Raw genomic sequence first — 22,392 nt, 5'->3', positions numbered from 1 at the left:
GGCCGTTATTGACCTATTTTCAGAAAAAGAACCTAAAAACGCGGCTGTACTTCGGGCCACCGCTTCCATCAAATCCCCAAGCTATGAGAAAGAACATTGTTGCCGGCAACTGGAAAATGAACAAAACCTACCAAGATGCCCAGGCCCTGGTAAGTGAAATTGACAACATGGTCAGAGACGAAGTCACCCATGAGAACGTGGAAGTGATTGTGACGCCGCCGTTTCCGTTCCTGAACTCCATCAGTAAGTTAATCCAGGGAAATTCGCGCATGCACCTGGCGGCGCAGGACGTAAGTGCCCATGAGAGTGGTGCTTATACCGGCGAGGTGTCGGCGGCCATGCTGAAATCAGTGGGCGTGGAGTATGTGTTGGTGGGCCACTCAGAGCGCCGTCAATACCACCACGAAGATGCCGACTTGCTTTTAAAGAAAATGAAAGCGGCTTTGGCCCAAGGCATTAAACCTATTTTCTGCTGCGGCGAGCCGTTGGAAGTACGCGAGGCCGAAGATCATTTCAAATACGTAGCGCAACAATTGAGAGAAACCGTGGCGCACTTGAGCAACGAGGAGTTTGACCAGGTTGTGATTGCCTATGAGCCTATCTGGGCCATTGGCACCGGCAAAACCGCCAGCAGCGCGCAGGCGCAGGAAATGCACGCGTCCATCAGAGAAGAACTGTCCAGCATCTTTGACGCCCAGGCCGCTTACAACAAAACCATTCTGTACGGCGGCAGCGCCAACCCCGGCAATGCCAAAGAATTGTTCTCGCAGCCAGACGTAGACGGCGGCCTCATCGGCGGAGCCTCCCTTAAATCCAGGGATTTCACCGATATCATTAAATCCTTCTAGCCTTAGTCCTCAGCGTTACTGTAGCAGTAGGTAGAATGTTTATATAGTAATAGTCTTATATTTAGGGCCTGTTTTGTGAAAAACAGGCCCTAAATATGTTTAGGGCCTTGTAATTTAGGAGAATAGGTGCTATATAGGAGTAGTTTAATTTTACGTTTTTTGCCTCCTTTTCTAGAAATAAGTCTAAAACGCAAGATATTACTCTTATTTTCGTTAGATATTTACCTGGTCTTCTGCTTTATGGCAGAATTTTTATAGAAACCTTTATGAGTTTTATTGAAGTAACCGTTACCGCCTCGCCAGAGTACTCAGAAATCTTGATCGCAGAACTGGGGGAATTAGGCTTTGATACCTTCCAGGACACCGAGGAAGGGTTTCAGGGATACATTGAGGAAGATAGATTTTCTGAGGGAGCCCTGCAGGAAGTACTGGAGCGTTACCAGTTTGCCGGCGAGTTCCCGTACCAGACCCGCAGCATTGCCAAGCAGAACTGGAACGAGGAGTGGGAAAAGAACTTTGAGTCCTTGCTCATTGCCGAGAAAGTATCGGTGCGGGCCGATTTCCACCCCAAGCCCGAAGGCATTGCCTATGACATTGTGATTACCCCTAAAATGTCCTTCGGGACGGGGCACCATGAGACCACCACGCTCATGATTGAGAACCAGCTCACCCTAGACCACAGCCGAAAGCGGGTGTTGGACATGGGTTGCGGCACCGGTATCCTGGCCATCATGGCCGAGCAACTGGGCGCCCGCGAGGTGTTAGCGGTAGACATTGAAGACTGGACGGTAGAAAACGCCCGCGAGAACGCCGAGCGCAACCACTGTTCTACCTTAGAAGTGCGCCTGGGCGATGCCGCTGTGCTGCAGGGCGAGGCTTCCTTTGATCTGATTCTGGCCAACATCAACCGCAACGTGCTGCTGGAAGACATGCCCGTGTACAGCCAACTGTTGCAGCCCGGCAACCCACTGGTATTAAGCGGTTTTTATACCGAAGACCTTCCCATTCTGCAGGAGAGGGCCTCTGAACTAGACCTGACCTTTGAATCGTCCAGAAACAAAAACAACTGGGTTTCTGCCATATTTCGGAAAAACAGCCTTTAAACGGCCCGCCAATTCTCTTATGAAGCATCTTTATCTCTTCCTGATTTTTTTACTGAGCGGGTTGGCCGGCTCTGCCCAAAACTATAAGCTGTCCACAGATAACCCCGAGCAGTTTGCGTTGGACATGCGCGCGCTCATGGCTGGTACCAAAAACGCAGCGGCCGTGCAAGTGGGCACCGATTTTGAAAATGCCTGGAGCAGCGGAAAACTGAACAATTCCCAGAAAACCAAGGTCATGGATCTGGCCCAGCAGATGCTGAAGAAAAAGCTGAAGTCAAGGCCACACTTTGAGAATTTTCTGGGCACCGTAGCCTCCAGCGTAAACCTGCACCAGTACAGCGGCGCTAACTTAGACCAATTGCTGAAGGTGATGGAGCAAACCCTCCAGAAGCAGGACGTGAAAGTGTATGAGCGGTTTCTGGCCAGCACCCAAAAGTTCCTAACGGACAAAACGCTCTACAAAGGCCCTACCAACGGGTTAAAAGCCCAGGGCGGCACCTTTGCCTTTGAATACCGCGAAGGCACCGCAGAACCGGCTGCTAGTTCTGGCTGGGGTACCGAAGAACCAACCCCTACTCCAAAGACCACCACTACACCAAAACCAGCGACCAAGGCTACCGCTCCGGCTCCAAAACCGGCTCCCCAAAAAGTAGTGAAGCAGGAAGAGGAAGACCCTTGGGCGGCTTGGGAAACCCCAAAGAAAGTAACCAAGCCAGCCGCCAAGACAGCCAAAAAAGCTACGGGAACCAAGGCTGCGACTAAAAAAACGGAACCAGCTCCCGTGGCTGAACCCGCTCCGGTAATGGTACAAGAATACTTTTCGGCACCTTTACCGGTATTGGCGGGCCCGGTGGTGGTGGTGCAGAAAGCAGACCTGGTGTTTACCTCGGCCTTTGATTCCGTTACCATCAGGCAAGCCAACGGAGCGGTCTCCCTGGCCAACGGCATGTATGCCGGAAACGGCGGTAAATTAGTTTGGAACCGGTTGGGCGGCGAGGCTACCGCTGAGTTCAAGAACTTGGCCTTTGAAGTGGCCAAACCCACGTTCAAGGCCGAAGACGTTACGCTCACCTACCCGGCGGTGTTGGAAAACAACATCCGGGGAAATCTGGAATACCGGCTCACCCGCCCCAAACCGAACGGCGACAATGGCTTCCCTAAATTCATTTCCCACACCAACAATGCCCAGATCAAGCGCTTCGGGACGGATATAAAATACCTGGGCGGGCTTTCTCTGGCGGGCGGTACGTTGATGAGCGCCGCCCTGGACGGAAGTCCTTCTACTATCTGGGTGTCTGAGAACGGGGGACGTAAGTTTAGGGCTACGTCCCGGAACTACACCATTACGGATAGTCTGATCACGGCCCCTGAGGCCGGAATCGCACTTTTTCAGGGAAAGGATTCCATCACCCACCCAGGGGTGAAGTTCAAGTACAACAAAGAAGGGAAACGGCTGGTGCTCATCAACCCCGAAGGCCTTTACAAGCAAACGCCGTACTACCACTCGTACCATCAGATGGAACTCTCCACCGACATGGCATCTTGGAACCTGACAGAGCCGAAGATAGATTTCGCCATCCTAACGGCTAAAAGCGAGGTGCCGGTACAGGTGAACTCTAAGGAGTACTTCACGCTATCCCGCTTTCAGCAGATCAAGACCATCTCCAATTTCCATCCGCTGTACACGGCGGTAGGGTACGGCCTGAAACGAGGCTCCAAAACTTTTTATCTGGCCGAGATGGCCGCAGACACCAAGATGAAGCCCGAGGTGCTGCACAACGCGCTGACCACGCTGGCGCAAAGCAGTTACTTAGACTATGACCCCAAGACCGGGTACATACACCTGCGCGACAAAGCCTATCACTACGTAGACGCCTCCCGCGACAAGAAAGACTATGACTACATCAATCTGAAAGCCTTGTCTCCGGCCGGAAAGAATGCCACGGTAGACCTAACCTCCGGCGACCTGATTCTGCGCGGCGTAGAATCCTTCGCCTTTCATACAGACTCCTTGGTCATAGCCGAGCCAGACAGCCAGACGGTGCGCATCCAGAAAAACCGCAATATCTTGTTCAACGGCAAAGTGAAGTCTACTGATTTTACTTTCAGGGGCAAAGACTTCCTGTTTGATTATGATGGCTTTTTCATAGACATGGCCAAAATTGACTCTACCGTGCTCACCACCAAAACCAAGGGCAAAGACGGCAAAGAGAAAGAGACGCCTTTTACATTGGTTAACCGCGGGGGCAAAGGACAGGCCAAACTGTACCTCAACCGGCCAGACAACAAATCGGGGCGCAAGAAATCGCAGGGTTATCCGGCGTTGGATGCTATCTCTGGCGCTACCGTGTACTTCAACAAACCAGAGATCTTGGGCGGCGTGTATGACACCACGGTGTACTTCAATATTCCGCCGTTCAGGATTGACAGCCTGGCCAGTACCAAACGCAACGTTATCGGGTTTAAGGGGCAGTTTAACTCCGGAGGCATTTTCCCGCCGTTTGACACCAAATTGGAGGTGCAGCCAGACGGGGCGCTGGGTTTCACCTACCCGGTGCCTAAAGCCGGGTTTGCGGCGTACGGGGGCAAAGGCCGTTTCAATGATACGCTCACCATGGACACCAAAGGCCTGCGTGGCAAAGGCGTGTTAAGTTACCAGACCGCTACCATGCAATCTCCAAGTTTCGTGTTTTACCTTGATTCGGCTACTTCGCTGTCTGGCAAGAAAGGAAGCTTCAAGGAAGGAACCGTAGCCATGGGTTCTTACCCCAGCGGTACCTTCAAATCCTTCACCATGAAATGGCAGCCGTACCAAGATACCCTCCAGATAAGTACGGTGGGTAGGGAGCTGATGAGCATGTTCAATGACCGGTTCACCTACAAAGGAACGCTAGGGTTCACGCCGTCTTCGCTGTTCGGCAGCGGGGTGGTAGAGAACAAAGAGGTAGCCATGAAATCGCCGTCGTTTGTGTTCAAAAAAGGGCTGGTGCACGGAAACAAAGCCGGTATGGAAGTAGCGTCTAATGACCGGAAGATCCCCGCGCTCACCACCTATGACATTTACCTGGACTTCTACATGGATGCCGGTTACGCCGAATACGGGGCCGAAACCGTGGGGAAAATGACCACGGAATTCCCGTACGCGCAGTACCGGTCTTCTTTGTCTACGGGTAAATGGGACTTCAAAACCAAGAAACTGACGCTTACCAACGGCAACACCAACAACAGCGATTCTTACTTCTTCTCCATGAAGTCCGGCGACGATTCGCTCCGGTTCAAAGCGCAAAGCGCCATCTATGATTTCAGTAATTCATCTTTGGCGGCCGCCGGGGTGCCCTACATTCCCATTGGAGACAGCTACGTGATACCAGACAGCAATCGGGTGCAGTTCCTGAAAAACGCCGAGCTGAGAACCTTCAAGAATGCGGCCTTAGCCATGGATTCCGTGCAGAAGTTCCACCAGATGAGTCAGGGAGAGCTGCACATAGACAACCGGTTTGGCATGACGGGGAACGCCATTTATACTTTCACCAACTCCATTGGCGACGCTTATAAAATCAAGTTCAACAAGTTTACCTGGAACAAGGAAGGCGGAAAACGGGACGAAAAAGCTCCGGCTTACTTCCTGGCAGAGGCCACCGTGCCCGAAAAAGATACCTTGTTCATTATTCCCAATGTGCGCTACTATGGCAATCTGGCGTTAGCGTCCAACAAAAAGGCCTTCAACTTTGACGGGTACGCCAAACTGCTCTTCAGCGGAAGTGAAAGCAAAGACTGGTTCCCGTACAAACGCGAGGGCGTAGACCCCGAAGATGTGCGCCTGGAGATCAAGAACCCTACCTTGGCCGACGGCACGCCGCTGAAAACCGGTATCCACATCAACACTACCTCGGGCAAAATCTACAACACCTTCGTGTCTAAGAAGCAGTTGGAAGATGACCTGGACGTGTTTGTAGTAGAGGGCGAGTTGTCTTTCAACAAGGAAGACAAGCAGTACAAACTAGGGGATGCAGGCCGTGCCTACGGTAATAGTTACGCCGGTAATGTGCTGCAGTACAATGAAGCCACCAAGAAAGTGACCTACGGCGGGCAGTTCAACCTCATTAACTCAGTGAAAGGTTTCAAACTACAGGCGGCGGGGAGCGGCACCGGTCGCACCGACAGCAGCTTGTATGAACTGGACACCTTCCTGGCCTTTGACTTTGATGTGCCAGAGCAAGCCATGGAAACCATGGGCCAGAAAGTAGCCAAAGAAGTAGGCGGCCTGCCCGAGGGAATTTCTCTGTCTGACCCCACGCTGCCGTATAAACTGGCCGCTTTCATTGGTGACAAAGGCGTGGCAGATTTCACCGCCGCCACTGCCAAGGGCTACGTGCCGTTCTCTAAAATATCGCCTAAGCTCATTCATACCTTGGTCTTGAATGAAGTGAAGCTGAAGTGGTCGCCTAAAAACAACGCGTGGTACAGTACCGGGCCCATCAGTATTGCCGGAATTGGCAAAACAGACGTGAACGCCCAACTCACCGGCCACCTAGAAATTAAGCGGGGCGCCGCCGGCGATGTGGTGTCTCTGTACCTGGAGGTGAACCCCTACGTGTGGTACCACTTCAACTTCTTTGAAGGCGGATTGGGCATTGCCTCGTCAGACCCTAAGTTCAACGCCGCCGTTGCCTCCAAGTCGAAGGGCCGGGGAACAGGCGGGGGCGATTACACCTTCTATCCGCTGGAAGACATAGACAAAACGGACTTCGTGAATTTCTTCCGGAAGGAATACCTGGGCAAAGAACCGCTCAAAGCGGCTCCGCAGCCGGTGTACAACACCTTTGACACCGCCCCTGAGGAAGAGACCGGTAAAAAAGCCAAGAAGAAAAAGAAAGGCGAAGAAACTGAGACGGGAGCCGTTCCTGCCGGGTTTGACACCCCGGTAGACCAACCCGAAGCCACCGACAAGAAGAGCAAGAAAAAGAAAGCCGAAGCCGTGGACGTAGTGCCGTCTGGTTTTGAAACGCCGGTAGAAGAACCCACAACTGATAAAAAGAAGAAAGAAAAGAAGAAGAAAGAAGAGGCCGTGCCAGACATTCCGCCCGTCAAGAATTAAGCCGGGACGGTAACGTTCTGTGCCGCAGATGACTTTTCTCCAGCATCCCGTTTTAAGGCAGATTTCACCAAATCGGCTTTAAAACGGGATGTTGCTTTTGAGCCAGAGGGGATTGGGCATTGCTAGGGCTTTTTCTATATTTGGAGAAGGATATTTATAAACTAAAACGGCGGTTTCCGTATCAAAGGGAACAGATTCAAAAACACAGCACGCGTATGGAGATAGTCATTATTGGCGGAATCATTTTGTTGGCCTACCTCATTGGGGCTATTCCCACGGCCGTGTGGGTGGGGAAAAGCTATTATGGCATTGATGTGCGCCAGCACGGCAGCGGAAACGCCGGAGCCACCAACACCTTTCGGGTGTTAGGCAAGAAACCGGGTTCCATTGTCATGGCCGTTGACATTCTCAAGGGTTGGGCCGCTACGTCACTGGCCAATTTTTTGCTGTACTGGGATGTAATTGAGCCGCAGCAACTCATCCTATTCAAACTTATCTTGGGTGTGGTGGCTGTCATTGGGCATATTTTTCCGGTGTACGTGGGTTTCAAAGGCGGCAAAGGCGTGGCGACGCTCATGGGCATGGTGCTGGCCGTGCATCTGCAAGTGGCTCTGCTGTGCCTAGGCATTTTTGTGGTGGTGCTGTTGCTCACCAAATACGTATCCCTTAGTTCCATGCTGGCGGCTATTGCGTTTCCGTTGCTTCTGTTGTTGCCCATGTTCAAGCCAGATACCGTGCTGCTGCCCATCTTCGGGGTATTCATTGCCGTGATGGTGGTGCTCACGCATAAAAAGAACATTACCCGCCTCCTGCAAGGCGTAGAAAGCAAAGCCAACATCAATCCGTTTAACAGCAAGTAGCGGTACTTTTGATCGTACACAATCTGGTTGCGGCGGGAAAACTAGCAAAGTGCCGCACTCCAGATTATCGCTTGTTTTCAGAAAAGGAGGCCATAAACACAACCTACCCCTGCCCCTCCCAGGAGGGGAATAACTGAAGGAGAAAGGAACGCGTGTGACCGGCCGGTGTCAACATCCCCCTTCGCCCCCTTCAAAGGGGGAGTATCTGCTTTAGTAGGCAGAAGAGAAATGTGCCTTTGCAGAAGAAGACCTCACAGGTTTTCAAAACCTGTGAGGTCTATGAACGCCGCCGACGCATTGCCCCTTTCCAGTCTTTCCCGAGCGCGCCTCGCTTTTGGCCTTAGATGGACAAAACTAAGCGGAAAAGACGTTCAGGCCGAAAGGGCAGTGTGAGAGGGGAAGACGGGGCCTCGCGGCCGTGAGCGCTTATCGCCATAAATGAAACAACTCAGCATCTGCACCCACGCATCAAGCAGACAAACCAAGGGAAAAGCCAACTGCATGCACCCATCATTACTTTAAAGCTGTTTTCTGGAAAACACATTGAAAACAGAAATAATGGAGATAAAACGCTGTTGATTCAACTCCGCTGGTACAAGTCCAAGGGCAAAACAGAACAAAAACGTCTAATTTTCAGGAGAAAGACGCTTTTTATTTTAACTTCACCCACCACCAAACCTACCCTATGAAAGCCTACATTGAAGAGAACAAAGACCGGTTTCTGCTAGAGTTGCTGGAGTTGTTGCGCATTCCGTCGGTGAGCGCCGACCTTTCCTTTAAGGGAGACGTGCTGCGGGCCGCCGAGTTTCTGAGAGAGAAGTTGGAAGCCGCCGGAGCCGATAACGCCCAATTGTTCCAGACGGCGGGTAACCCGATTGTGTACGCCGAGAAAATCATAGACCCGGCTTTGCCTACGGTGCTCGTCTACGGGCATTATGATGTGCAACCCGCCGACCCGTATGAACTCTGGGATTCGCCGCCGTTTGAGCCGGTCATCAAAGACGAGAAGATTTACGCCCGGGGCGCCTGCGACGACAAAGGCCAGACCTACATGCACGTAAAAGCGTTTGAAACCATGATGCAGCAGCAGACCTTGCCCTGCAACGTCAAGTTCATGATTGAGGGCGAAGAGGAAGTAGGCTCGGTGAACCTGGCTACCTTCGTGAAAGAAAACAAAGAAAAGCTCACCGCCGATATCATCGTGATTTCTGACACGGGCATGCTGGCCAACGATGTGCCCTCGGTGACCACCGGGCTGCGCGGTCTCAGCTACCACGAGGTGGAAGTGACCGGCCCTAACCGTGACCTGCACTCGGGTTTGTACGGCGGTGCGGTGGCGAACCCCATCAACATCCTGTGCAAGATGATTGCTTCTTTGCATGACGAAAACAACCACATCACCATTCCTGGGTTCTATGACAACGTGGAGGAACTGAGTCCAGAGGAACGCGCCGAGATGGCGCGGGCGCCGTTCAGCCTAGAAGCCTACAAAAAAGTCCTTGATTTGCCAGATGTACACGGCGAGGAAGGTTACAGCACCATGGAACGTAATTCCATCCGGCCCACGCTGGACGTGAACGGCATCTGGGGCGGCTATACCGGTGAGGGCGCCAAAACCGTGATACCGTCCAAAGCCTTCGCGAAGATTTCCATGCGGTTGGTGCCGCACCAGACTTCAGAGGAGATCAGCGCGCTGTTCCAGAAACATTTTGAATCCATTGCGCCGCCCAGCGTGAAGGTAGTAGTGAAACCGCACCACGGCGGCGAGCCAGTGGTCACGCCCACTACCTCGGCGGGGTATCAGGCGGCGGCCAAAGCCATGGAAGATACCTTCGGGAAGAAACCGGTGCCGGTGCGCAGCGGGGGCAGCATTCCCATTGTGGCCATGTTCAAATCTGAGCTGGGCACCGATACCGTTCTCATGGGCTTCGGACTGGACTCAGACGCCATTCATTCCCCCAACGAGCATTTTGGCGTGTTCAACTTCATGAAAGGCATTGAAACCATTCCATTGTTCTACCAGCATTTTACTGACTTACACCAACAAGAGGCGTAAAGCGAGAAAAGACCTCGCCCCCAGCCCCTCTCCCGCGGAGAGGGGAGCCCCGCTGTTGCGTTTTGAAGCTGTTTTACGGGAAACAGGCTTAAAACGAGAAAACCTGTGAGGTCTTCAAGACCTCACAGGTTTAGATAGTACTAGCGCGAGACTCCCGTTTCGTGACTGAGATGGGGAGCCACCGGCCGTTTTGCGTGAAGTGTGGTAGAATACCTCAACGGGTATCGTTGCCTATCTACTGATGGGGAACCCTACGCTTAGCTGGAACAAGGAATGACGGGCGTCTTTGAAGTCACCTCTGGCGGGAGAGTCATCAGTTAAATCAGAGAAAGCACCATTGTAGCGCAAACCCAAGCTGATACCGCCTTGGGTCGCGAAACCAAGACCGGCGGCGTACCCCACTTCAAAGTCTGAGTACCCTTCTTTGCTTTTAGAACTGGTGGTGGCGTCCTGCAACTCATCATTCCTAAAGGTTTTGGTCTTGTCATTGACGCTTACCAGATAAGACACCTGCGGCCCGGCTTCAAAGAACAGCGCGCCCGCTTTGACTCTGGCTAATACGGGTACGTCTAAATAATTGAAGTTGGCGGTTCCTTCTTTCCGGTAGGTGTTCAATCCCAGAGGGTCTGAGAAGGTTTGGTCGTCATATTTGAAGCCTTTGTTGGAGTACAGCACTTCGGGCTGAATAGAAAAGAAGTCGCCTACTACTGGTACGTTCAGGTACACGCCACCGGCAAAGCCCACTTTGTTGTTGAACCTTGTTTCATCTTTGAGATCGCCGGAAAGGTTGGAATAGTTTACCCCACCTTTAATCCCGAAGGTGGTCTGTGCTTGGGTCGCATAAGAAGCTATAAACGCAAACACCAAAACGAAAAGTTTTTTCATGGTTTAAGAAATTAGATTTAGTTCCCTTGTTTGCAGGTATTTTATCAAACACTGTGCCTAAATGATATTGTTGAATATATCCATTCGGTTTAGAGGCTGTTTTTTAAGATAAGTGCTTAAAAGTGAGATGACAAAAAAGGAGAACCCGCTTAGGCAGGCTCTCCTTTTAAATGGTTTTTCTAACGATTGTACTTCTTTACCGGCTAGGGAACAGGAAGCCTAAGGTAAGTTGGAAAGTAGAGTGACGGGCATTGGTTAAGTCATCGCTGTCTTCTTTCGCAAGTGAATTGATGCTACCGTTGTAGCGCAGTCCCAAGCTAAGGCCGTTCTCTAACTGATACCCTAAACCAGCCACGTAGCCAATCTCGAACTCAGAAAGGTCATCTTTCTCAATTTCATTGGAGGTAGCTGTGCGACTATCTCCAATGAAGGTTTCGCTTTTGTCTTTGATGCTTAACAGGTAAGAAGCCTGTGGCCCACCTTCAAAGAACAACCCACCCGCGTTTATTCTTAGCAGGATGGGTAAATCAAGATAATTAAAATGAACAGAACCTTCGCTTCTATAGTTGATGGCATTAGCACCGGAGCCAATTGTGTACTGATCGTCTTTGTACTGATAGCCGCGTTGCGAGTAAAGAAGCTCGGGTTGTAAAGAAAGGAAGCCGTCGCCGCTCAGGTCAAAGTTAGCCGTAAGGCCACCCACAAACCCGAACTTGTTTTCATAGATGTCCTGGTTTTCCAGGTCACCGGAAAGGTTGGAGTAGTTAGCACCGGCTCTAAGGCCAATTTTAGGGCCATTCTGTGCCTGTGCAACACCAAACGAAAGCACGGCTGCTACTAATAATACAATCTTTTTCATAGTGATTTTAAAAATAAAGTAAGGGGCTGTTTGTCTGACGAGCCCTGGTAAAACTCACCCCATTATACGGTACTGCTAAAAAATGTTGGTTCTTTATAGATTAAGTTTCTGTAAGAAGTAGAAACTCCGTATTTAAACAACTTGGAAAAAGATAAGAATTAGTATGATAAGCATTGCTGTTCAATTATTTACTGCTATAAGCGGCGGCCTCTGGCTAGAGGGCCTTTTTTGCCGAGCATAAAAATGGGTGTCTGCATTTTGGGCCTGTTTTCTGAAAAAGACCTTTAAAATACTTGGTCAATTTAGAGCTTGTTTAAATTTGAGGTTTGCTGGCGAAAATGACCAGAGAAAGGTTCTGCGGAAGCGTTTTTTGAGCAGCGTAGCAGCGCTACGGTGCGAGAAAAAGGTGAACGCAGGTTCTTTTTATGGTCGTTTGTAGCGCAAAGATGAAATTTAAACATGCTCTTAAACAAGCTCTAAGCTGTTGAAGAAATGTTTTAAGCTGAGTTCTGGGAAAACGGCATAAAAAAAGGGGCTGTTAGCAGCCCCTTTCTGTGGATGGAAAATAGCTTATCTCCCAAAGGAATAACTTAGTGAAAGTTGGAAAACAGAATTGCGGACTTCTCCTGCTTCAAAGTCGTCGCTGTCATCTTTATAGATTTTGCTTATGCCGCCATTGTATCTCAATCCTAATCCCAGGCCATCAGTTAACTGATATCCCAGGCCAGCAGCATAACCGAAATCAACCTTGTTGGTATAATCTTTGAAATCTACAGAAACCTCTTCCATCTCTATTTCTGATTTCAACAGAAAAGAAACAGTGGGGCCAAATTCAAAGAATAGTCTATCTGCGTTGATACGGGCTAGAACTGGAACGTCAATGTAGTGTAAATTAAAGCCTCCTTCCATTCCGTCTTCCTCTGCTTTAGCACCTTTCATGGAATATAGCACCTCTGGGCGGATGGACACCATTTCAGAAATACCAAAATCAGCAAAAGCCCCAACATGGAAGCCAAACTTGTTTTTCAAATCTTCGGTTTCATCGCCTGTAATGTTGCTGAGGTTAGCCCCAGCCTTTAAACCTACTTGTATGCCTTCCTGGGCCTGGGCAAAGTAGGTTGTAAACAACATTGCTGCGAATAGTAATACTTTTTTCATAAAATAGGGATAAAGGGTGGTATAGAATTATAAATGTAATGCTAGTTAGTGAGTTTTTCTGAATTGTCTTAAGTTAAATACTTCGTATTTTGTTGTTTATAGGTTTTTAATGATAATATATTGATTTTCAGGCTCTAAATAAATTATGATTTTTGATGGTTTGCTGATAGCGTTAGACTTTTTGCGAAGAGGTAAATGTTGGAAAAATTAACGACTCACAGAAATGTGCCAGAATTAAAACCGCCCAAAAGAAGGCCCCTAAGAGACCTTCTTTTGGGCGGTTAAGCAAGATGATTACCTTCCGGCAAATCTATAGCTCAACGAGCATTGAAAGACAGAGTTTTTTATTTTACCTGAAGGTACACCAGCCAATTCCTCTTCTTCGGGGTCTTCCTCGGTTTCTTTGTTTAAATCACTTAACCCCCCGTTGTATCTAAGGGTTAAGCCCAAGCCGCTGGGTAGTTCGTAGCCAATACCGGCAGCGTAGCCAAATTCAAAACGCTTCATGTCGTCGGTTCCGTCATCAGAGCCATCGTAGGAGAAATCCATTCCACCCCCAGAGAAGCTGGATTTTATGTCTGCCGTTGATTTTAACAGGTACCCGAAGGTGGGCCCGGCCTCAAAAAACAGGTTACCGGCTTTCACTTTGGCTAAGACAGGTAATTCCAGGTACTGGAAGGTCATTTTGGCGTCTACCTCGCCGGTAATGGTTTGTGTTTCGCCATTCCCGTCTATGAATTGATCAGAAGCACTAAAGCTGTATTTGGCTCCTTTTCTGGAATACAGCAGTTCTGGTTTAATGGAAACCATGTCTGAGATGGAATACTCGGCGAAGCCCCCAACGTGAAAGTCTGGCTTGTACTTGATTCCCTCATCATCGTCTGCCATAATGGTGCTGTAATTGACCCCGGCTTTCAGGCCGAGGGAGATGCCCGTTTGTGCTTGCGCGAAGTAAGATGTGAACACTGCTGCTACCAGTACTACTAATTTTTTCATGGTTAAGAAAGATAAGTATAGGTTAAATTGTTTCACAGGCTGAAAGCTGCATGGAAGAGGCTAGCTAAAGATGCCTAATACCGCTGCTGTTCTTTTCCAGACACATGTGTTGCCGTTTACCCCTATGCCCTTGTTGAGAAATTAGTAGGCACTGCGGCCGAAGTAGGGTTGTTTGGGGCAGTTTTAGGGAAAGTGGGCTTTAAACAGGAAATTAACTTACTCATCCGTTCTCCTAGACGGTGAACCCTAAGCGGCTACTTATCCCCAATCACATAAAGCTTTATTACTGGCTACATGAATTCTGGCGCAAGCGGACGTTTGCGCCAGGAAACCAAGGGAAGTAGGTAAATACTAGTTGGTACTACACGAAAAGGCATAAAAAAGGCCTGCTAGCAGGCCTTTTTTATGTAATTGAGTTATCTGCCTCCAAACATATAGCTTAATGATAGTTGGAAAACGGAGTTGCGTTGTTTAGGATCATCGTCATTCTCATTTATGCTGGATATCCCGCCTTGGTACCGTAAACCAATGCCAACTCCCATTGGAAGTTGGTACCCTAAGCCTGCCGCGTACCCAATCTCAAAATTCTTCATCCCATCATCTCCATCGCTTATGCCAAACTCTTCTTCATCTATCTCTTCACCATCAACTTCTATAGTGGTAGAAGAAGATAATTTGAAACCGACAGTGGGCCCAAGCTCAAAGAAAAGGCCCCCAGCATTGATGTGGGCGAGAATTGGAACATCTAAATAATGAAACCTGCTTTTTATAATAGCGTCGTCAGCATCACTAATTTCTAGTTTTGCCCCTTTCATAGAATAAAGTAATTCTGGACGAATGGAGACCATCTCAGAAATACCATAGTCTAAGATGACACCAGCATGAAGTCCGAACAAAGACTCAAGGTCTTCTGTTTCATCACCCGTAACGTTGCTGTAGTTTCCTCCCGCTTTCAACCCTAGCTTAATGCCTTGGGCTTGGGAAAAGTAGGTGATAAATAATGCGGCAACAACTAGTAAAATTTTTTTCATGATTGGGATCTTTGAGGTTTTACATAATTTAACTGGTATTTCTCTAAGTGACTGCTAGTTAAGGATAATTGGGGCTTAAGTATATACTTATAACTAGGTAAATGTTCCTGGTTTAACCTGCTAAGAAAGCCTACTAAAGCACCTGAAAGGGCACTTCCATAAAGTACGGACTTTCACTAACTGCAAGACATCCGTTGCCGCCTAAACCCCTAAGCACAAAGCTGAAATGCTGAGAAAAAATCCTGCCTTTACTTTTTCCATCCAGGGAAAAGTAAAGGCAGGGGCACAGTAAGCAAGAATGAAGTGGAAACCAGTAAAATTACCCGGCCCAACCTTCGCGATCCAGGCTGCGGTACTGAATGGCCTCGGCCAAGTGTTCTATCTTGATGTCATCTGAGCCCGATAAATCAGCGATGGTGCGGCTGACTTTTAAGATGCGGTCATACGCCCGCGCCGAGAGTCCCAGCTTTTCCATGGCTTTTTTCAGTAGCAAACGGCCTGCTTCGTTGATGCGGCAAAGGTCTTTTACCATTTGTGGCGGCATCATGGCGTTAGAGTGAATGTCTGGGAAGGCTTCAAACCGTTTGGCCTGCCATTGGCGCGCCCGTTCCACCCGTTCCCGTATATCAGCACTGGTTTCAGACTTGCGGGTCTCGGTCATCTGGTCAAAAGAAACGGGCGTTACTTCTACGTGCAGGTCAATACGGTCTAGCAAGGGGCCGCTCACCTTGTTTAAGTAACGCTGCACCACGCCCGGGCCGCAGACGCAATCCTTATTGGGGTCGTTGTAAAAGCCGCAGGGGCACGGGTTCATGCTGGCCACCAACATAAAATTGGCCGGAAAATCAATGGTGAGGCGGGCGCGGGAAATAGTCACCCGCCGTTCTTCCAAGGGCTGGCGCATTACCTCCAGCACGGTGCGCTTGAACTCAGGCAACTCATCCAGAAAAAGCACGCCGTTGTGCGACAAAGAAATCTCGCCCGGCTGCGGATTGCCGCCGCCGCCCACCAAAGCCACATCTGAGATGGTGTGGTGCGGCGCCCTGAACGGACGCTGAGCCATCAAAGAACCGTGGGCACCTAATTTTCCGGCTACCGAGTGGATCTTGGTGGTCTCCAGGGCTTCATGCAACGTGAGCGGGGGCAAGATGGAGGGCAGGCGTTTGGCCAGCATGGTTTTACCAGCCCCCGGTGGCCCGATCATGATCACGTTGTGGCCCCCGGCCGCGGCAATCTCCAGCGCCCGCTTAATATTTTCCTGGCCTTGCACATCGGCAAAGTCAGCGGCGTATTGGTGCACGGTTACCTGAAACAGATCGCGGGTGTCTACCTTCAAGGGCTCAATGGAAAGGTTGCCGCTCAGAAAGTTAATGGCCTCTTTCAGGTTAGACACACCAATCACCTCCAGGTTGTTGACAATAGCGGCCTCCTGGGCATTTTGTTTGGGAAGGATGAATCCTTTAAAACCTTCTTTGCGGGCCTGAATAGCAATGGGCAGCACTCCTTTAACGGGTCGCACCTCGCCGTCTAGCGCCAGTTCGCCCATGATCAGGTAATTTTCCAGTTCACTGGTGAGGAGTTGGTCTGAGGCGGCTAGAATTCCTAAAGCAATGGGTAAATCATAGGCCGAGCCTTCTTTCCGGACGTTGGCCGGGGCCATGTTGATGACTACTTTCTGGCGCGGCATGCGGTAGCCGTGGTGTTTCAGCGCCGACTCAATCCGTTGCTCACTTTCTTTGATGGCATTGTCTGGCAGGCCCACCATAAAATACTTAGTACCCGGCGAAACATTTACTTCAATGGTGATGGTAAAGGCATTCACGCCCTGTACCGCGCTCCCGAAGGTCTTTACAAGCATAGAATTATTCAGATACGTAGTTGAACTTATCTTGAGTGAGCCAACAGAGCTTGACGTAAATAAATTCCTTGGCTGTAAGAGCTTGCTGGGATTTCATCTTTGCGCTGCAAACGACCCTAAAAAGAACCTGCGTTCACCTTTTTTTTGTCCCATAGCGCTGCTATGAAACTCAAAAAACGCTTCCGCAGAACCTTTCTCTAGTCGTTTTCGCTAGCGAAGGTGAAATCCCAGCAAGCTCTAAACAGTTCAGGTTAGCTTCTTCTTTGAAAGGAAGAATCAGGCCATCTGCTTTTCCAGCAACAGAATCAAGATATGGATAACCTTAATGTGGATTTCCTGAATCCTATCGGCGTAGCCGAAGTGCGGCACCCTTATTTCCACATCGCTCAGCGGAGCCAGTTGGCCGCCGTCTTTGCCGGTAAGCGTAACTACGTGTGCCCCCCCCGCTTTAGCGGCCTCGGCGGCTCTGAGCACGTTGGCCGAGTTGCCGCTGGTGCTGATGCCTAGCAACACATCGCCGGGTTTGATGAGCGCCTGCACGTAGCGGGAGAACACGTGGTCATAGCCGTAATCATTGATGACACAGCTCATGTGGCTGGGATCTGAGATGGAGATAGCCGCCATAGGGGCCCGGTCATCGCGGTAGCGGCCGGTGAGTTCCTCTGCGAAGTGCATGGCATCGCACATAGAGCCGCCGTTGCCGCAGGAAAGGATCTTGCCTCCGTTTTTCAGGCTGGTGGCCATGAGTTGTGCCGCTGCTTCAATGGAAGAGAGGGTGGCGGGCTGGGCCATAAAATTGGCAAGCACTTGTTGGGCTTGTTGCAGTTCCTGCAGAATGAGGGCCGAAGGAGAGGTAGTCATGTATTATGCAAAAGGCCGATGGTCTGTCGGCGGCAGGTTGGGGTTTTCCTGGGGGGGCAACGTGGGCGGCATGGGGGCAGGCGTGATGATGGGGCCTTGCTCCGGGGCCTTGGCTGATCCCGTGTAATGGCTGGACGAAGGCGGAACTGTGGCCGGGTTGGCCGGTACCGGATCAGGGACAGGCGGCGCGGCCGGAGTTTTCATCTGCTGGTCATAGCGCTGCGTCTTAAAGGCCATTTGCTGGTCATAGTACTGCGACTTCAGTTGGGAGACTTGCCTACGCTCGCGTTCCAGGCTTCGTTTCAGGGTGGCAATATACATGTTTTCTACCAAGAGTTCGGCCAGAAGCAAAACCGCCCCTACCCAGAGCAGCCGGTTGTAAAACGCCGCGTCATGGGCTAAGTCAAACAAGGCCACAAACTTAGACACACTTAGAATGCGCAACAGGAACAGAAAGGCGATGAGCAGATACACCATCACCAGAATATTTAAGAACTTCTTCACAGACTCCATAGACGTACGGGTTACTAAACATTAAGAATAATGAATATTATAGGCTGTACGCAAACGCCGCGAAATAGCTGTGGTAGAGAAGGAAAGTGCCGCGTTTCAGGTCTGTTTTCCAGAAAACAGCCTCAAATCAGGTTTCACCACCCCGCCCTTCGGGCACCCCTCCTAAACTAGAAGGGGAGTTTTGTCTGCCGCCGCTTTGTCGTTTGCTCCAAAGGCCTGCGAGCGTCTGTGCCAATAACTTTTCCGTTACGCCCATCAGGAGATTGGCTGTCCTAAGGTGCGTAGAGCGCTGGCGCTAACTCTACGCACAGCAGATTTAAAACAAGGAAGCCGTTTTACGCCTGCTTTTGTCAAAACAGGCGTAAAACGGCCTCTGGGAGGTAGAGAATCAACTGTTCTTAGACGGTGTGCTGCATTTGCGTGAGTTTGAAGTACAGGCCGCCTTGCTGTACCAACTGGGCATGGTTCCCGCGCTCTACTATACGGCCGCTTTGCAGCACAATGATCTCATCTGCGTGCTGGATGGTACTGAGGCGGTGGGCGATGACAATGGAGGTGCGGTTCTTCATTAGGTTGGCCAACGCTTCCTGCACCAGCTTCTCAGACTCCGTGTCCAAGGCCGAGGTGGCCTCATCCATGATCAGGATGGACGGGTTTTTGAGGATGGCGCGGGCAATGCTCAGGCGCTGCCGCTGCCCACCCGATAGTTTGCCGCCCCGGTCACCAATCAAGGTCTGGTAGCCGTCCGGCGACTGCAGGATGAACTCGTGGGCATTGGCGATTTTGGCCGCGGCCATGACTTCCGCCTCGGTGGCATCGGTTTTGTTGAAGGCGATGTTGTTGAAAATGGTGTCATTGAACAGGATAGATTCCTGCGTGACAATGCCCATCTGCTCCCGCACCGAAAACAGGGAGCAATCCCGCAGATCCTGGCCGTCAATGGTGATGGTGCCTTGGGTGGGGTCATAGAACCGCGGAAGCAAATCTGCTAAGGTAGACTTCCCGCCGCCCGAGGGGCCTACCAGCGCAATGGTTTTGCCTTTGGGAATCCGCAGGTTGATGTCTTGCAGAATGGGATCATTGGCGTACTGGAAGCCCACGTTCCTGAACTCAATGGCATCGGTGAACTCGGGCAGGGCTTTGGAATCTGGCCGATCCCGGATCAGCGGCTCGGTGTCTATCAAGGCAAGCACCCGTTCCCCGGAGACCAGGCCGCGCTGGATGTTGCTGAAGGCGTTGGAGATGGCTTTTACCGGCACCAGTACCTGCGAAAACAAGGCCAAGTACGCAATCAAATCCTCGCCGCCCAGATCAGACTCGCCGCGCAACACCAGAGAGCCACCGTAGAACAGAATTCCGGCCACGGCCGAAACGCCCATGAACTCAGAGAAAGGCGAGGCCAGGCTGCGTTTGTTGTTCATGGACGTGATGATGCGGGCGTACAGGCTGTTGCTTTCCCTGAACTTGTTCAGGACATAAGGCTGCGCATTGAAGCCTTTGATCACGCGCAAACCACCCAACGTTTCGTCAATAATGCCTAAGATGGAACCCAGCGCGTCTTGCCCCTGGGTAGACTGGCGCTTCAGCTTTTTGGAGATGGTGGAAATAACCAAGCCTGAGAGCGGCAGCACAAGCAAACTGAAAAACGTGAGCTGCGGCGAGATGTAGAAAAGCACCACAAAATAGCCAATCAGCAGAAAAGGCTCGCGAAACAGCACGTTTAAGGTACTCACCACCGAGTTTTCTACTTCCTGCACGTCATTGGTGAGCGTAGACATGATGTTGCCTTTGCGTTGGTTGGAGAAAAAGCCTAGTTGCAGTTGGGTAAGGCGTTCAAATACCTGCATTCTCAGGTTCTTCACTACTCTGGCCCGTATCACGCCTTCAATCCGGAGGCCGATGTAACGGAACACGTTGGCCAGCAGTACCGAGATCACCAGCAGGATACAGATAAAGCGCAAGGCCCCAATGCTGCCTTCGGCCTGGATGATTTGCCCCACGTGGTAGTAGAAGAACTTGGTGAACCAGGCAATGTTGAATTCAAACGCCGGCACCACCGCCGGTATGTCAGCCATGCTTTCGGCCTGCCCAAACAGTACTTTCAGCAAAGGAGCCAGTAACCCGAAGTTGAGTACCCCAAAGATGGTCGCCAATAGAGTGGCGAAGGCGTACCACGGAACGAACTGGCTAAACGGCCGCGCAAAATTTAAAATGCGGAAATAAGTTTTCATTCCTGCAAAGGTACGGCTTTGCAGGAATGAAACCGCATGTGGTGTGAAGGCGCGGTTTTAGGCCTGTTTTCTGGAAAATAGGCCTAAAACCGCCCTCCTTTATTGGAGGGGCAACCCCTGGTGGTTGCCCCTGTGAATGAGTTTATCCTCGCTCGCCTCTGGCGAGTGTGAGCTGCCTGTGGTCGGGTAAAGTCTGCCTATCTCTCACGCAGCCAGAGGCTGCAAGTAAGTCACACTCGCCGGAGGCGAGCGAGGGAGGCGAGCGAGGGAGGCGAGCGAGGGAGGAGTCTCTAAAACGCGTGCGTACGCTGCGGAATGTTCCACCGGAAAGACACCGCCGAAAAGGAGGTGTTTCGGTCAAAACGGCTGTCATTCGCGTTGGCGCGGCGCACTACCTGGGTCACGTCCAGGAACATGTTGTACATCAACTGGAAAGAGGCGGTGGCTTCGCCGTAGAACTGGTCTGTGGTGACGCCGCTTCCAATCTCAAAGCCGTAGTCGCCGGGGCGGGTGGTGTAGGGCTTCAAGACATTGCCGCCGTAGTTGTATTCCATGAGGCCGCCTTCTGGGTCTAGCGGGTCAACGGTAGGGAACGGGTCTTGGCCGTAACGGGTGGCAATGGCTTTGGCGGTAAGGGTTAGCTTAGGCAAAGGCTGGTACCGCACAATGGCGACGGCCTCGGCAAAGTTCGCGCCCATGGGGTGCGCCAGCGGCTGCAAATAGTGCTGGTAGTTCTTGGACTGGTCTTCGTGCTGGTACGTGTAGGGGCGGGCCACATTCAGTTCTCCCTGTAAATCAAGGTTAGAAACCCCGAAGGCATCCATGTACTTGGCTCCGCCTTGCAGGCCGAATTTGTTTCCCCACCAACCGTTGCCGGCCCGCAGTTCACTAATCAGGAATTCATCCAGTACGGCTTGCCCGTAGAGCTGCACGCGGTTGTAGATATTCCACTTGAAATCCATCCCCAGCAGGGCGTTGTCTTCAGAGCCCAGGCCTTGCTCCACACTTCGGTAGAAAATTACCGGATTCAGGTACTGCAACTCAAAACGGCCCCTGTCCCGCCCGAAGATGACCGATTCAAACACGCCCACGTTCAGGTTAGGCAAAATGTTCACGCTGAGGTGGTGCAGCGTCATGTACTTCTTGTCGTAGAGTTGGTCGGCCTGCTGAAAGTTTTGGGTGAGTTCGGCGTACAGGTTGGTGTACTGTAGTTTCCAGATTTGCGTCTGTAGTTTCAGGAAGAAGTACGGGGCCGAGTAATCAGACAGAATCATGGAGCGGTACCCGTTGCCTATGAAGTTTCTGTCATGGCCCAGCATCACGCTGATGTGCTTGGTAGCCGCGTAGTTGATGTAACCTCTGGCCGAGAAAAAGTCATAACCGCCCCCATTCCCGAAGGTTTTCCAATAAGCTTCATGCGGCACAATGTTGTCCCGCGACACCCGCTCGTTCACGTACCCCGGCAGTTTTGCCTGGTTATCAGCTAGAAAAGTGTAAAAACCCAGTTTTTTGTCAATGGTGCCTTCCACCTGTAGCCCGCGGGTGTTAATGTAGCGCAAACCGTCGGTCTCTGTGTCTTTGCCCGCCTGCAGCCCTATGACCGGGTTCACGCGCAGGGTGAAGTCTTCGCTTTCATAGTGGTAGAGATCGGTCTTGTTTTTGAAAAACGGGCCTAAAGACCGTTGCGTCGCATTGTTGCGGGAGTCACGGGTGTAGTTCCAGTTGTCGTTGAGCAGGTAATTGATGTTGTACTCGTCAGTGGGGGAGCCGGAGGCGGTATGTTGGCGGGCTTCCTCGGCCAGCCTAGCAACCCGCGCGCGGCCGTACGGCCGGAAAGACGTATGCAGGTCTTCGGTGTTGTGCTTGATATGGTAACGGTCAATGACGCGGTACACATCTGGGTTCAGCGGCACGGTGGCATCCTGCGCCGTTGCTGAACCCGCCAGAAAAAATAGACCCAACAGCAGACGGTATGTTTTTCTCATAAGAAGGGATTGATAACGCGAAGATAGCGGAATTTTGACCGTGTACTCTT

The 22,392-nt window shown here is 51.0% G+C and carries 15 protein-coding genes; 5 read left to right on the top strand and 10 right to left on the bottom strand.

Going from position 1 to position 22,392, the window contains the following annotated elements:
• Positions 1–83 precede the first annotated feature (83 nt).
• From tpiA to HHO50_RS17215, 5 genes are all read left to right on the top strand, one after another.
• The gene (gene tpiA / locus HHO50_RS17235; RefSeq protein WP_181307806.1) at positions 84–848 is read left to right on the top strand and encodes a triose-phosphate isomerase; all 765 of its coding nucleotides are present in this window, start codon (positions 84–86) and stop codon (positions 846–848) included.
• Between the two features lie 266 nt (positions 849–1,114).
• Entirely contained in the window at positions 1,115–1,951 is an 837-nt protein-coding gene (gene prmA, locus HHO50_RS17230; protein WP_181307804.1) for a 50S ribosomal protein L11 methyltransferase, read from the top strand.
• 19 nt (positions 1,952–1,970) lie between these two features.
• Positions 1,971–7,049: a hypothetical protein gene (locus HHO50_RS17225; protein ID WP_181307802.1), complete on the top strand. Its 5,079-nt coding sequence runs from the start codon at positions 1,971–1,973 to the stop codon at positions 7,047–7,049.
• Positions 7,050–7,264: 215 nt separating this feature from the next.
• A complete protein-coding gene (gene plsY / locus HHO50_RS17220) occupies positions 7,265–7,909 on the top strand; it encodes a glycerol-3-phosphate 1-O-acyltransferase PlsY (protein WP_181307800.1) in 645 nt (214 codons plus the stop codon).
• A 685-nt stretch (positions 7,910–8,594) separates the two neighbouring features.
• On the top strand, positions 8,595–9,965 hold the full coding sequence (locus tag HHO50_RS17215; RefSeq protein WP_181307798.1) for a dipeptidase: 1,371 nt from the start codon (positions 8,595–8,597) through the stop codon (positions 9,963–9,965).
• Positions 9,966–10,196: 231 nt separating this feature from the next.
• On the opposite strand, the gene HHO50_RS17210 is transcribed toward HHO50_RS17215, so the two are convergent.
• The 10 genes from HHO50_RS17210 to HHO50_RS17165 all read right to left on the bottom strand — a co-directional run bounded on the left by HHO50_RS17210 (position 10,197) and on the right by HHO50_RS17165 (position 22,342).
• Positions 10,197–10,850, bottom strand: a complete 654-nt coding sequence (locus HHO50_RS17210; RefSeq protein WP_181307796.1) for a porin family protein — start codon at positions 10,848–10,850, stop codon at positions 10,197–10,199.
• Between the two features lie 196 nt (positions 10,851–11,046).
• The gene (locus tag HHO50_RS17205) at positions 11,047–11,709 is read right to left on the bottom strand and encodes a porin family protein (protein ID WP_181307794.1); all 663 of its coding nucleotides are present in this window, start codon (positions 11,707–11,709) and stop codon (positions 11,047–11,049) included.
• 570 nt (positions 11,710–12,279) lie between these two features.
• A complete protein-coding gene (locus tag HHO50_RS17200; RefSeq protein ID WP_181307792.1) occupies positions 12,280–12,867 on the bottom strand; it encodes a porin family protein in 588 nt (195 codons plus the stop codon).
• Between the two features lie 294 nt (positions 12,868–13,161).
• Positions 13,162–13,863 carry a porin family protein gene (locus HHO50_RS17195; RefSeq protein ID WP_181307790.1) on the bottom strand — a complete coding sequence of 234 codons (702 nt, stop codon included), beginning with the start codon at positions 13,861–13,863 and terminating at the stop codon, positions 13,162–13,164.
• A 416-nt stretch (positions 13,864–14,279) separates the two neighbouring features.
• A complete protein-coding gene (locus HHO50_RS17190; RefSeq protein ID WP_181307788.1) occupies positions 14,280–14,894 on the bottom strand; it encodes a porin family protein in 615 nt (204 codons plus the stop codon).
• Positions 14,895–15,213: 319 nt separating this feature from the next.
• Complete coding sequence (locus HHO50_RS17185) at positions 15,214–16,752, bottom strand: YifB family Mg chelatase-like AAA ATPase (protein ID WP_181307786.1); 1,539 nt, start codon at positions 16,750–16,752, stop codon at positions 15,214–15,216.
• 276 nt (positions 16,753–17,028) lie between these two features.
• Positions 17,029–17,613, bottom strand: a complete 585-nt coding sequence (gene lpcA, locus HHO50_RS17180; protein WP_181307784.1) for a D-sedoheptulose 7-phosphate isomerase — start codon at positions 17,611–17,613, stop codon at positions 17,029–17,031.
• 3 nt (positions 17,614–17,616) lie between these two features.
• A complete protein-coding gene (locus HHO50_RS17175; protein ID WP_181307782.1) occupies positions 17,617–18,126 on the bottom strand; it encodes a hypothetical protein in 510 nt (169 codons plus the stop codon).
• A gap of 398 nt (positions 18,127–18,524) precedes the next feature.
• The gene (locus tag HHO50_RS17170) at positions 18,525–20,357 is read right to left on the bottom strand and encodes an ABC transporter ATP-binding protein (RefSeq protein ID WP_181307780.1); all 1,833 of its coding nucleotides are present in this window, start codon (positions 20,355–20,357) and stop codon (positions 18,525–18,527) included.
• A gap of 290 nt (positions 20,358–20,647) precedes the next feature.
• Complete coding sequence (locus HHO50_RS17165) at positions 20,648–22,342, bottom strand: hypothetical protein (protein WP_181307777.1); 1,695 nt, start codon at positions 22,340–22,342, stop codon at positions 20,648–20,650.
• Positions 22,343–22,392: the final 50 nt, after the last annotated feature.

Origin of the sequence: Rufibacter sp. XAAS-G3-1 (assembly GCF_013623775.1) — a bacterium.
Lineage (GTDB): Bacteria > Bacteroidota > Bacteroidia > Cytophagales > Hymenobacteraceae > Nibribacter.
The sequence above is the reverse complement of the archived record's forward strand: the minus strand, read 5'-3'. Positions and strand labels throughout refer to the sequence as shown.